The organism is Enterobacter cloacae complex sp. 2022EL-00981 (genome assembly GCF_028737495.1).
Classification (GTDB): domain Bacteria; phylum Pseudomonadota; class Gammaproteobacteria; order Enterobacterales; family Enterobacteriaceae; genus Enterobacter; species Enterobacter cloacae.
In genome coordinates this window covers 55,365-67,762 of the sequence record NZ_JAQZRK010000018.1, presented here as the reverse complement: position 1 = coordinate 67,762, position 12,398 = coordinate 55,365, and the positions used below count along the sequence as shown (strand labels likewise).

The window sequence follows — 12,398 nt, the reverse complement described above, 5'->3', positions numbered from 1 at the left end:
CACGATAATTTAGCAGAATGTTAACAAACCCAAATAGACAAAACTACTAAACCCTGTGACTAAACCTGGTCTATTTTTCCCCGTTTGCACGGGGAAAATGTAACTTAAGGTTTGAAGTCCAGCGGTGCATTTTTAAAGACTTCGTAGACTGCCTGAGACGGTGGTTTAGGCATCTTCGCCTGACGTGCTGCAGCCTGAGCTGCAGTACACAAAGCGGGATCCCCACCTTCAGACTTAATATCAAGAAGCATGCCGTCCGGCGCCAGTTTTATACGCAGCGTACACGTTTTACCGGTATAGGAAGACGCATCATAGAATCGGCTTTCGATAGCGGATTTAATCTGCGCAGCATAGCCATTGATTTCAGCCCCTGTCGCACCGTTGCTCTTAGTGTTACCACTTCCTGTCGGTGCTGCGTTGTTTCCTTTCGCCCCACCGCCTGTTTTCGGCGCATTCTTACCGGAACTGAGATCGCCCAGCAGATCGTCAACGCCCGCAGCGGCAGCGGCTTTCTCCGCAGCAGCCTTTTTCGCTGCAGCTTTTTCAGCAGCCGCTTTTTTATCGGCAGCAGCCTTCTCAGCTGCAGCTTTTTTGTCGGCAGCCGCTTTCTCGGCGGCAGCTTTCTTCTCCGCAGCCGCTTTTTCAGCAGCGGCGGCTTTTTCTGCGGCAGCTTTCTCGGCAGCAGCGGCTTTCTTCGCAGCCTCGGCAGCCGCTTTCTTCTCGGCTTCCTGAGCAGCTTTTTTCGCGGCTTCCGCTTCCGCTTTCTTCTGAGCATCAGCAGCGGCTTTTTTCGCGGCTTCCGCTTCCGCTTTCTTCTGAGCATCAGCGGCGGCTTTCTTCGCGGCTTCCGCTTCCGCTTTCTTCTGGGCATCGGCAGCGGCTTTCTTCGCCGCTTCTGCCGCTAATTTCGCCTGGGCATCAGCCTGTGCTTTGGCATCCGCTGCGGCTTTCGCTGCCGCCTCTTCCGCCTGCTTTTGCTGTTCCTGGGCTTTCTTCGCGGCCTCTTCGGCTTGCTTCTGCTGTTGTGCCTGCTCTTTCGCGGCTTCCTGCGCCTGCAAACGCTCTTTCTCAAGCTGCTTCAGACGTTCCTGCTCGGCGGCCTGCTTTTCACGCAGTTCCTCCGCTTGCTGTTGCGCCTGTTTTTCTCGCTGCTCTTCAGCCCGTTTTGCACTCGCCTGCTGCTGTTGCTGACGGTTATAGTTCTGCACGACCGCACCGGGATCCACCATGACGGCGTCGATAGAAGAACCGCCACCGCCGCCTGATGCATCAATATGCTCGTCGAACGAACTCCAGATCAGCCCTGCAAAAAGGATCACATGCAGCACTGCGGAGACGATTATCGCTCGCTTAAGCTTGTCGTTCTGTTCGGTTGCCTTTGACACTATCGGTTCCCAAAAACTACGCGGATGATCAAATAGGCTGAGTCATTAAGCCGACAGACTTAACACCCGCACTATGTAGCAAGTTCAGCGCTTTAATAATTTCATCGTAAGGCACGTCTTTCGCACCACCGATTAAGAAGACCGTTTTCGGATTTGACTCCAGGCGTCGTTGCGCTTCAGCAATCACCTGCTCCGGCGGTAGCTGATCCATACGATCTTTCTCTACCACGACGCTGTATTGCCCTACGCCGGAAACCTCAATGATGACCGGAGGATCGTCATTGGTGCTTACCGCCTGTGATTCTGTCGCATCCGGCAGATCAACTTCCACGCTCTGGGTAATGATGGGCGCTGTCGCCATAAAGATCAGCAGCAACACCAGCAGTACGTCCAGCAGCGGAACGATATTGATTTCGGACTTGAGCTCGCGACGACCTCGTCCACGCGATCTGGCCATGGTTTACCCCTTGTTGCTCTCGGTGCTGGTAAACGCCTGACGGTGCAGAATCGCGGTGAACTCTTCCATGAAGTTGTCGTAGTTCAGTTCCAGTTTATTCACGCGCTGGTTCAGACGGTTGTAAGCCATAACCGCCGGGATTGCCGCAAACAGACCGATAGCGGTTGCAATCAGTGCTTCTGCAATACCCGGTGCAACCATCTGCAACGTCGCCTGCTTAACTGCGCCCAGCGCGATAAAGGCGTGCATAATCCCCCACACCGTACCAAACAGGCCGATATACGGGCTGATGGAACCCACCGTTCCCAGGAAAGGAATGTGCGTTTCAAGATTTTCCAGCTCGCGGTTCATGGAGATACGCATCGCACGCGAGGCTCCTTCCACCACCGCTTCAGGCGCGTGGCTGTTCGCACGGTGCAGACGGGCAAACTCTTTGAATCCGCTGTAGAAAATTTGTTCGGAGCCAGCGAGACTATCGCGACGACCCTGACTTTCCTGATACAGACGGGACAGTTCGATACCCGACCAGAACTTATCTTCAAACGCTTCCGCTTCACGGCCAGCCGCATTGAGAATACGCGTTCTCTGGATGATGATGGCCCAGGATGCGATTGAAAAACCAATCAAAATCAGCATGATAAGTTTAACCAGAAGGCTTGCCTTCAGGAACAAATCAAGGATATTCATGTCAGTCACTGCTTAAACTCCGCGACAATAGACTTAGGAAGCGCACGAGGCTTCATTATGGTTGGATCAACACAGACAATCAGTACTTCAGCTGAGTTCAGTACGGTGTTCTCTGCATTGACTATCCGCTGCGTGAAAACCAGCGAGGTTCCGCGCATTGATGTAATTTCAGTTTGGACTTCGAGCATATCGTCGAGTCTGGCAGGCGCAAAATACTCAAGCGTCATCTTGCGTACCACGAAGGCAACTCGCTCAGCCAACAGTACCTGTTGACTAAAGTGATGATGGCGCAGCATCTCTGTGCGTGCCCGTTCATAAAAAGCAACGTAGCTGGCGTGGTAAACCACACCACCGGCATCGGTATCTTCGTAATAGACACGAACCGGCCATCGAAACAGCGTTGTATTCACTTTACATCCCGGTAATGCAACAAAAGTTTATGCTTTAAACTTCGCTACTATACGCGCGGGAATGATGGTTTGGAATGGGAGAAAGTAAACGGAGAGTAAATTTTTATGGGCTCGGGTAAGCCCATATGGTTAACGGACATTTCTTATTCAGAAGAAGAAGAAAATCAATCCAGCAAGCAGCACGACATCGGCGATAAGGGGGCAGAAAATGCCCTGCCAGTGAATCGCTTTCGGACGAAAGCCTACGCCGTGGATCACACCTGCGCACACCGCCCACATAATGAGAAAGCCGTGCCAGATCTCAAGCTCGCTGGTCTTCGCTGCAAAACGCGAAGGGTCCCAGAAGATACACCCTGCCAGCAGTAATGCCATCACTAAAGAAAGCGCCCGTAACGGGCGCTTATCCATTACCGCATATAACGTTGCGATAATCTTCATTAGTGTTTTTCTTCACCCGCTTTGGTCGCTTCAACGTGCTCAAGCGCCAGGGCAGTGATGACACCAAAAGCACAGGCAAGAAGCGTCCCTAAAATCCATGCGAAATACCACATATTCAGCTCCTTACTTAGTACATAGAGTGGGTGTTGCTTTCGATATGTTCTTTAGTGATACGACCGAACATTTTCCAGTAACACCAGATGGTGTAGGCCAGAACAATCGGAACGAACACGCAAGCAACATAAGTCATTAAGTTCAGCGTCATATGGCTGGAGGTTGCATCCCACATGGTCAGGCTAGCATTCAGCATGGTGCTGGATGGCATCACGAATGGGAACATAGCGATACCTGCAGTCAGGATGATGCACGCCAGCGTCAGTGATGAGAACACGAACGCCAGAGCGCCTTTTTCCAGACGAGACGTCAGAACCGTCAGCAGCGGCAGCAACACACCCAACGCCGGAATAGCCCACAGCACAGGCATCGCGTTGAAGTTCACCAGCCATGCACCGGCCTCACGCGCCACTTCTTTGGTCAGCGGGTTAGACGGCGCGACGTGGTTAATCGCAGACGTCACCACGTAACCATCAATACCGTAGACCACCCAAACACCTGCCAGCGCGAAGCAGACCAGTGTGATCAGGGCAGCAACCTGAGCCGTTGCACGAGAACGCAGATGCAGCTCACCAACAGTACGCATCTGCAGATAGGTTGCGCCCTGGGTGATGATCATCGCCACACTGACTACGCCTGCCAGCAGACCAAACGGATTCAGCAGCTGGAAGAAGTTACCGGTGTAGTAAAGACGCATGTACTCGTCCATGTGGAACGGTACACCCTGCAGCAGGTTACCGAATGCCACACCAATCACCAGCGGTGGAACGAAGCTACCAATGAAGATGCCCCAGTCCCACATGTTACGCCAGCGGGTGTCTTCAATCTTGGAACGGTAGTCGAAACCGACCGGACGGAAGAATAAAGACGCCAGAACCAGAATCATCGCCACGTAGAAACCGGAGAACGCAGCCGCGTAAACCATCGGCCAGGCAGCGAACAGCGCGCCGCCTGCAGTGATCAGCCACACCTGGTTACCGTCCCAGTGCGGGGCGATGGAGTTGATCATGATTCGACGCTCGGTGTCATTACGACCGAGGAAACGGGTGAGCATCCCCACCCCCATGTCGAAACCATCCGTGACAGCAAAACCGATCAGCAGAACACCGATCAACAGCCACCAGATAAAACGCAATACTTCATAATCGATCATTTGATGACTCCTGTCTTAGCGTGCCGGCTGAGTAGTCACACCGGACTGCTCGTAGTGATAGCGACCGGTTTTCAGGCTGCTTGGGCCAAGGCGCGCGAACTTGAACATCAGGAACAGTTCAGCCACCAGGAACAGGGTGTAGAGACCACAGATCAGCAGCATTGAGAAGATCAGATCGCCTGCTGTCAGCGAGGAGTTGGCCACCGCCGTTGGCAGCACCTCACCAATCGCCCATGGCTGACGTCCATACTCCGCAACAAACCAGCCGGACTCAATTGCGATCCACGGCAGCGGGATAGCATACAGCGCCGTACGCAGCAGCCATTTTTTCTCGCCGATGCGGTTACGAATCACAGACCAGAAGGACGCCGCAATGATCAGCAGCATGATGATGCCGCAGCCTACCATGATACGGAATGCAAAGTAGAGTGGCGCTACGCGTGGAATAGAGTCTTTGGTTGCCATCTGGATCTGCGCTTCCGTCGCGTCGGAGACGTTCGGGGTATAGCGTTTCAGCAGCAGACCGTAGCCCAGATCTTTCTTCACGTCGTTGAACTGGTCACGAACGGCCTGGTCGGTAGAACCGGCACGCAGCTGTTCCAGCAGAGCGTAGGCTTTCATACCGTTACGGATACGGCCTTCGTGCTGCTCCATCAGCTCTTTCAGACCCGTCACCTGTTTGTCAACAGAACGGGTGGCGATGATACCCAGCGCATAAGGAATTTGAATGGCGAAGCGGTTTTCCTGGGCGTCCTGGTCCGGAATACCGAACAGGGTAAAGGCAGCCGGGGCCGGTTGGGTTTCCCATTCAGCTTCGATTGCGGCGAGCTTGGTTTTCTGTACGTCACCCATTTCATAACCGGATTCATCACCCAGCACGATAACGGAGAGGATGGCAGCCATACCGAAGCTTGCAGCGATAGCAAAGGAACGTTTAGCGAAGGCGAAGTCACGACCACGCAGCATATAGTAGGAGCTGATGCCCAGAATGAACATCGCGCCGCACACATAGCCAGAGGCCACGGTGTGGACGAATTTAACCTGAGCAACCGGGTTCAGGACCAGCTCGGCAAAGCTGACCATCTCCATACGCATGGTTTCGAAGTTGAAATCAGACGCAATCGGGTTCTGCATCCAGCCGTTTGCCACCAGGATCCACAGCGCGGACAGGTTAGACCCTAATGCCACCAGCCAGGTCACCGCCATATGCTGGACTTTGCCCAGACGGTCCCAGCCGAAGAAGAACAGACCTACAAAGGTGGATTCGAGGAAGAAGGCCATCAGACCTTCAATGGCCAGCGGCGCACCGAAGATATCCCCTACATAGTGGGAATAATATGACCAGTTAGTCCCGAACTGGAACTCCATGGTCAAACCGGTAGCCACGCCCAGTGCGAAGTTGATACCAAACAACTTGCCCCAGAACTTGGTCATATCTTTATAAATCTGTTTGCCGGACAGAACGTATACCGTTTCCATGATGGCCAGCAGGAACGCCATACCGAGCGTCAGCGGCACAAACAGGAAGTGGTACATCGCGGTCAAGGCAAACTGTAAGCGCGACAGTTCGACTACGTCTAACATTATGACTCCTTGCTCATCGCATGAAGACTCCGAGAGTGAACCCCAGGAAAAGGATCCACACGCATGCCCCAATACAAAGTTATCTGCTCCCCTTCTTCGTTGCCTATTCTCTACAGAATGAAAAAGCAGTGATGAAAGGTTACAAATACGTTAATAAAAAACTCAAATTGGTCCCGCAAATATAATACGCTGCAAAACCCTTACAATAAACAGGTTTTTATTGAATCATATTTACGTTTTTCGACGGCGATCAATTTATAGCAAAATTACCACTTTTCGACCATTTTGATCGGGGACAATTTAGCGCTTTTAAGCACCTTTTTCCAAGGATTAAACTTTGATTTAAATCAAAAACAACGACCGATGTTAACTATGTTTAAACGCGGTAAGAATGGTAAAAACCATGTTAACGATATGTGCATACAAAGCTGTGATTGGTTATCGAAGAAGGGAAAAAATATAAACAGAAGTGATTTTAATTAACGCAAAAGAAAAACACCTTTTCGACGCGGGGCAATCCTTAAAGCGTAGTCGGGCCAGGTTATTTTTCCAGAGTTTGACTGCAACCCTTCGAAATTACATTTAATTTACTTTTCGCGCTCTATAAGTTAACACCGTAGCGTGACTATTTAATGAAAAAAAGCTGCACTTAGCAGCCTTTTTTCGTTTTTCAGGCAAGAAGAATGCTAAAGGTTCGTGACTGCCCCGGTCTGAACGTGCCGGTAATCCCCTGCTCTTCACGATCATCCAGTAACCGTTCATTCAGGTCCGTTTCGCCGCACCGTTTCAACGCCGGGTTAACGGATAACGTCGTCTCGCAGACGCTGGACTCCGAAGGGTTGAACAGGCGAAGAATAAGTTCATCCCGATCTTCCGCTTTTTTGAGCGCGCTGAGCACGCATCCCGTCGGGGAAAGCGCCAGCAGACTGTAACTTTCCGGCGTGGTGAACGACGCACGGTTTAATTTCATCGCATCCCAGGGGATCTTGTTATAGCACTGCACCGGCGTTAACCACGCCTTAGCCTGCTGCGTGACGCCCGAGCTTTCAGGGGTGCCACTGAAACTGAACAGGCTAAAACGGCAGGTTAACGGACCACGCATCTGGGAATCCGGGACGGGCATCTTGATCCCCGAAGGTCTGCCAGGGCGCAACAGCAAATCTTCTTTTCCGAGTAACCCCACGCCGCGCAGCAGAGTCAGCGCAAAGGCTTTTTTGGTATCGCCCACCACTTCAAATTCACGTAATCCTTCTGTGAACAGCGCAAGCCCGTTTCGCTTTTCCTGCAGCACGGCATAGTTGAGCAAATTCCAGACAGGAACGGGCGCTTCTTTCCAGCCCTCTTCCTGCCAGCGTTGCATCGCAGCGTCCTGCACGGGGCGAGTAATGGTGCCAAACTGCGTATCCGCGAGCACGTGCTGAGTCGTAAACGGTGTGGGGATCAGCACCCGAACGCGGTGGTCATTCGCCTGGTTATCCAGACGCACCGCCACATCAATACGTCTGCTGTTGTGGCTGAGCGTAATGTCAAATGCCACCTCAAGTGAACCCTTTCGCTGACGTGCAGCGCGTTCAGAGAGGTTTGCCGGTACAGCAATACGGTGGCGGATCACCGCCCTGCTCTGCCAGGCTTCGTGTATGACGTCAACCTGATGCTCGCCCTGTGCCGAAGTGAGCCTCCACTCCTCCCGTGAAGGCGAGTAGTCGTACTCATCACCATCATCCGAACTCTCTTCAATCTCCAGTACCCGGTCGTAAATCAGGCCGGTTTCTTTGTCGCGCAGACGCAGCGTACCGTCGTCGTTTATATCAATCTGCCAGAAAGCATTTTCGAGTAAAGCACCGGTGTTTTGCGCCGGAGAGAGCACCTTTCCGGCTACGTGCGGTTCTATAAACAGCGTACGGTAGCCCATCGACGGCAGGATCTGGCTGAGCTGGATATCAAACTCCATAAACGGTTCGTAGTTGCCGTAATGGACAATCTGCCGGTCAATGAGACCAGGGTCGAGCTCGCGCGCGCTGCGAATGAAATACGGGATCTCGTTGCCTTTCTCATCACGCAGACGAAACTGGCTGGCGCGCAGCCGAATCGTGGTGTTCATCACCTCTTCACGCGGCCAGGGCATCAGGTTGAACATCACCAGCTTATCGGCGTCGGATTGCGGCATGTTGTCGACAATCTTGCGCATATAGAAGCGCACCAGGTTGTCTGCCATATCCTCAGCCAGCTCAAAGCGGGAAACAATCTCGCGATGCACCTTGTCGCTGCAGCAGCAGCCGATGCTGTCGTGGGCGTGATTCTTGAGGATCTCTTTCCACATTTTCTCCAGCAGACCGTGGTGATAGTCGAAGCCGAGAGTCCAGGCAAGCGTCGCCAGCGGCTCAAGCACGTTGACGATTTTATTCTCGATACGCGCATGGGCGATTTTAATGTCCATGCGCGTGGAGCCGATTGTCCGGTGCACACGCATGTATTTCCCGTCGATAAACTCCCCTTTCAGCGTCGCCAGTTCATCGCGCCGCGCCTCAATATGGTCAAACACCTCCTCGAAGCGGCTCGTCACAAACTGACGTTGCGGATAGATTTCACGAAGCTTCTCCATCACCGCAAAAAGGTTCTGCTGCAGCGGCATCTGGTCGTGGCCGTTGGGCAGCAAAATCTCTTTGGTGACGGAGGCGTTTTCCAGGACCTCGAAATAACTGTCGAGCCGTTTTCGTAGCCCGGCCTCATCCTCAGGTAAGTACTTACCAATCGCATAGCCCAGCGGCAGCACCTGTGCCGTCACTTCACTGCCGTCCTGGCTCTGCCAGAGAAATTCGGTTTTATCGGTACCGTGTCGTTCAGAACAGCCGCGCCAGAACATCGTGCGGGTAATGCCAAACCCGTTATAAATATGCGGAAGCTGGCCTGACATCCCAAACGAATCCGGCAGATAACCGATCATCATCGGCTCGCCGAACGCCATACAGTCGCGAATACCGTACATCAGGTTGCGGACAATCGACTCGCCGCTGACGATCGTGGTATCGGTCTGGGTATACCACGGGCCGATAATCAGTTTTCCGCGCTCGACAAGCACCTTCACCCGCGAGCGATTTTCGGGCTTGACGGCAAAGTAATCCTCCAGCACTGCCGTCTGTCCGTCGAGAACGTAATATTTGTAGGCCTCGTCCTGCTCCAGACGGGTCAGGATCTCTTCCATATTATTGACCAGAAGAATACGCGACTCTTCGGTGGTGAAGTACCACTCACGGTCCCAGTGCATATGCGGCGTGATATGAACGCGAGATACAGCTTTCATCTTCGTTTCCTGTGTTGTGCGTTTTACGGTATGGCGTCTTCAGTGATGTATTTGCCCGTTTTGACCGCCTGACGTCGCCAGAGCAGCAGAATAAATGTGGAGATAGCGGTCCCCACCAGCGCCGCACCAAACCAGCCTGCCGCTGCAACCACACCGCTCAGCCCTGCATCATGAAGTAAAAAGAGCGAGAAAATGCCTGCGCCCGGCGTGGACAGGCCGATCCCCATCGCGCCAACAATCGCCCCTGTCACCATGGAGCCCAGCACAAATGAGCCAATGACGCGGAGGGGATCTTCAATCGCCATCGGTATCGCCCCTTCGGTAATGCCCGCGAGGCCAAGCAGCCACGTTGATTTGCCGGTTTCAATTTCAAACGGTTTAAACAATCTCGGCGCCAGCATCGTTGACGCCGTCACGGTAAAGGCCGAGACCATCTTGACGGAGGCGAAAATCGCATAGGGGCCATACACCCCGTTGGCCATCGCCCCGAGGCAGAACGCGTAGGAGGCTTTGTTAACCGGCCCACCCAAATCGAACGAACACATAAAGCCAAGGATCGCGCCCAGGAGCAGCGCATTCGCGCCAGAAAGACCATTAAGCCAGGCGGTGAGCGCGTTGTTTATCCAGGCCACCGGTTCGCCGATCACAAACAGCATCAGGCTGCCTGCGCCCAGCACGCCAATAACTGGATAAAGATAAAAGGTTAAGAAGCCGTTGAAGCGGCTACTGAGACGAATATGATTTTTTACCCAGCGCATCAGGTAGCCCGCAATCAGCCCGCCTGCTATGGCACCCAGAAAACCGGAACCAATCATATTGGCAGCCAGACCGGCAGCGAAACCCGGCGTCAGCGCCGGTTTATCCGCCAGTGAGTAAGCGGTATACGCCGCCAGAACGGGAACCATCAGCATGCCAAGCATGCCGCCGCCAAGCTTGCGGTACATCCACAGCCACGAATTTTCCTGATCGAACAAGTGCTGCAGCCCCAGGATTTGCGCCAGCAATACCGACACGGCCAGCACCGTACCGCCAGCAACAATCAACGGCACCGCAAAGGAGATGCCGCTCAGGAGCGCCTGCTTGAGCTCGGTTTTGACACTTTTTTTTGTTTCAGTATCGACGGGCGCATGCCGCGCAGCGTCGGCAGGCTTTAACGCCAGCGCGCGTTCTATTAACGCTTCAGCATGGCGTAGTGGTTCCGCAACGGGTACGGAAACGGTGGGGATCCCCGCAAAGCGTTCACTCTCTTTGATCGCCACTTCTGCGGCAAAGATGCATGCTCTGGCCTCCTGCAGTTGCTGCGACGTGAGGCGCCCCTCAATGCCGTTCGCCCCCTGCTTTTCCACCACCACGTTGATGCCCATCCTGCGTCCCGCTTTTTCCAGATATTCCGCCGCCATATAGGTGTGGGCAATCCCGGCCGGGCAGGCGGTAACGCAGACAATAGTCGGGGCACTCTCCTGGATGGCGTCGGCCTGCTCCCCGGGTGCGGCGTCCAGCGCGGTCAGCACACCTTCTGCCGTGGTCGCCGCCATTACGCGAGCCCTGAGATCGTCATCCGCCAGGCGAGACGTGAGCGCCGTTAACACCTCAATATGCGTTGATCCGGCTTCCGCCGGAGGGATCGCGAGCAGGAAAATGAGCGTGACCTCTTCCGGCCCGTCCACCCCTTCCCATTCCAGCGGCTCGCACAGCGTTGCGACGGCAAATGCCGCCTCTTTTACCGTGGCCGATTTGCCATGGGGGACAGCCAGCCCCTCACCCAGCGCGGTTGGGCCAAGCGATTCCCGTTGAAAAACGTCCACCAGAAAAGCCTCGGCGTCAGTGATTTTGCCCAGCGCCTCCAGCCGCATCGCGAGCTGACGTATTGCCTCATCACGGCGGGTAAACTGCGCCTGAACGCAGACAGCACGTGGATCGGTCAGGGTCGTCAGGTTCATAGAGATCCTCACAGTTGCATCGTTATAGTCTGCGAAGGATTGTGGCAGAGCGAATAATACATTTATGTGATCATTTTCACTAACATCAACATTTGTATTTAAGTTGTATTATTTACAAATCATTAGTTGAATGCATAATTCTCAGAAAAGGTATTAATCAGGCGCGATAAAATGGGCAATAAACCGCGATACCGGCAGATAGCGGATGTCTTCCGCGAAAAAATTAACGCCGGAGAATTAAAACCGGGTGACGCGCTACCAACGGAATCCAGCCTTCAGGAGGCGTTTAGCGTCAGCCGCGTCACCGTCCGGCAGGCCCTGAAACTGCTTGCCGACGAACAGATCATCGAAAGCATCCAGGGCAGTGGTTCATATGTAAAAGAGGAGCGGGTGAATTACGACATTTACCAGCTCACCGGCTTTTACGAAAAACTGGCGGACCGAAACGTTGATACGCACAGCGATGTTAAAATTTTTGAAGTGGTAAAAGCCGATACAAGACTCGCGGCTACGCTGGCAATTGGCGAGGATGATAAGGTTTGGCACGTCAAGCGCGTACGCTTCATCAAGCAGAAGCCGGTAAACCTGGAAGAAACCTGGATGCCGCTGGCGATGTTCCCCGACCTCACCTGGGAAGTGATGGAAAAGTCGAAATACCACTACGTTGAACAGATCAAAAAGCTGGTCATCGATCGCAGTGAACAGGAGCTGGTGCCGGTCATGCCCTCAGAAGAGGCGATTGCCGCGCTGGCGCTCGATCCGGCAAAACCGATCCTGGAAAAAGTCTCCCGCGGTTTCCTGAAAGATGGCCGGGTTTTCGAATACAGCCGCAACGTGTTCAATACCGACGATTACAAATTCACCCTCGTGGCGAAACGCAGGCAATAAAAAAGGCCGCTTTACAGCGGCCAACCATGTCGAAACGGACA

Annotated in this window: 11 protein-coding genes; 1 reads left to right on the top strand and 10 read right to left on the bottom strand. The window is 53.5% G+C overall.

Going from position 1 to position 12,398, the window contains the following annotated elements:
• Positions 1-104 precede the first annotated feature (104 nt).
• From tolA to mngA, 10 genes are all read right to left on the bottom strand, one after another.
• A complete protein-coding gene (gene tolA, locus PUZ33_RS16035) occupies positions 105-1,385 on the bottom strand; it encodes a cell envelope integrity protein TolA (RefSeq protein WP_020684976.1) in 1,281 nt (426 codons plus the stop codon).
• A gap of 28 nt (positions 1,386-1,413) precedes the next feature.
• Positions 1,414-1,842 carry a colicin uptake protein TolR gene (gene tolR, locus PUZ33_RS16030; protein WP_003858589.1) on the bottom strand — a complete coding sequence of 143 codons (429 nt, stop codon included), beginning with the start codon at positions 1,840-1,842 and terminating at the stop codon, positions 1,414-1,416.
• Positions 1,843-1,845: 3 nt separating this feature from the next.
• Positions 1,846-2,538 carry a Tol-Pal system protein TolQ gene (tolQ, locus tag PUZ33_RS16025; RefSeq protein WP_013097532.1) on the bottom strand — a complete coding sequence of 231 codons (693 nt, stop codon included), beginning with the start codon at positions 2,536-2,538 and terminating at the stop codon, positions 1,846-1,848.
• Entirely contained in the window at positions 2,535-2,939 is a 405-nt protein-coding gene (gene ybgC / locus PUZ33_RS16020; protein ID WP_003858593.1) for a tol-pal system-associated acyl-CoA thioesterase, read from the bottom strand. The genes tolQ and ybgC overlap by 4 nt, the downstream gene beginning before the upstream one ends.
• A gap of 147 nt (positions 2,940-3,086) precedes the next feature.
• Positions 3,087-3,377, bottom strand: coding sequence for a cyd operon protein YbgE (gene ybgE / locus PUZ33_RS16015; protein ID WP_058680574.1), 291 nt, complete (start codon positions 3,375-3,377; stop codon positions 3,087-3,089).
• Positions 3,377-3,490 (bottom strand): cytochrome bd-I oxidase subunit CydX, encoded by a 114-nt coding sequence (gene cydX, locus PUZ33_RS16010; protein WP_003858598.1) that lies wholly within the window; start codon positions 3,488-3,490, stop codon positions 3,377-3,379. The genes ybgE and cydX overlap by 1 nt, the downstream gene beginning before the upstream one ends.
• 14 nt (positions 3,491-3,504) lie before the next feature.
• Complete coding sequence (cydB, locus tag PUZ33_RS16005; protein ID WP_013097535.1) at positions 3,505-4,644, bottom strand: cytochrome d ubiquinol oxidase subunit II; 1,140 nt, start codon at positions 4,642-4,644, stop codon at positions 3,505-3,507.
• Between the two features lie 15 nt (positions 4,645-4,659).
• Positions 4,660-6,228, bottom strand: a complete 1,569-nt coding sequence (gene cydA, locus PUZ33_RS16000; protein ID WP_013097536.1) for a cytochrome ubiquinol oxidase subunit I — start codon at positions 6,226-6,228, stop codon at positions 4,660-4,662.
• 670 nt (positions 6,229-6,898) lie between these two features.
• The gene (gene mngB / locus PUZ33_RS15995; RefSeq protein ID WP_058680573.1) at positions 6,899-9,529 is read right to left on the bottom strand and encodes a mannosylglycerate hydrolase; all 2,631 of its coding nucleotides are present in this window, start codon (positions 9,527-9,529) and stop codon (positions 6,899-6,901) included.
• Positions 9,530-9,552: 23 nt separating this feature from the next.
• A complete protein-coding gene (gene mngA, locus PUZ33_RS15990) occupies positions 9,553-11,469 on the bottom strand; it encodes a PTS 2-O-a-mannosyl-D-glycerate transporter subunit IIABC (protein WP_058680572.1) in 1,917 nt (638 codons plus the stop codon).
• A 171-nt stretch (positions 11,470-11,640) separates the two neighbouring features.
• Between mngA and PUZ33_RS15985 the strand changes: the two genes are divergently transcribed.
• Positions 11,641-12,357, top strand: coding sequence for a GntR family transcriptional regulator (locus tag PUZ33_RS15985; RefSeq protein WP_013097539.1), 717 nt, complete (start codon positions 11,641-11,643; stop codon positions 12,355-12,357).
• The last annotated feature ends 41 nt before the right edge of the window (positions 12,358-12,398 follow it).

Bases quoted from the DNA above. Each gene is read 5' to 3' on its own strand.
- tolR (WP_003858589.1), bottom strand. From the start codon at position 1,842: ATGGCCAGATCGCGTGGACGAGGTCGTCGCGAGCTCAAGTCCGAAATC.
- ybgE (WP_058680574.1), bottom strand. From the start codon at position 3,377: ATGAAGATTATCGCAACGTTATATGCGGTAATGGATAAGCGCCCGTTA.
- cydX (WP_003858598.1), bottom strand. From the start codon at position 3,490: ATGTGGTATTTCGCATGGATTTTAGGGACGCTTCTTGCCTGTGCTTTT.
- cydB (WP_013097535.1), bottom strand. From the start codon at position 4,644: ATGATCGATTATGAAGTATTGCGTTTTATCTGGTGGCTGTTGATCGGT.
- cydA (WP_013097536.1), bottom strand. From the start codon at position 6,228: ATGTTAGACGTAGTCGAACTGTCGCGCTTACAGTTTGCCTTGACCGCG.
- mngB (WP_058680573.1), bottom strand. From the start codon at position 9,529: ATGAAAGCTGTATCTCGCGTTCATATCACGCCGCATATGCACTGGGAC.
- mngA (WP_058680572.1), bottom strand. From the start codon at position 11,469: ATGAACCTGACGACCCTGACCGATCCACGTGCTGTCTGCGTTCAGGCG.
- PUZ33_RS15985 (WP_013097539.1), top strand. From the start codon at position 11,641: ATGGGCAATAAACCGCGATACCGGCAGATAGCGGATGTCTTCCGCGAA.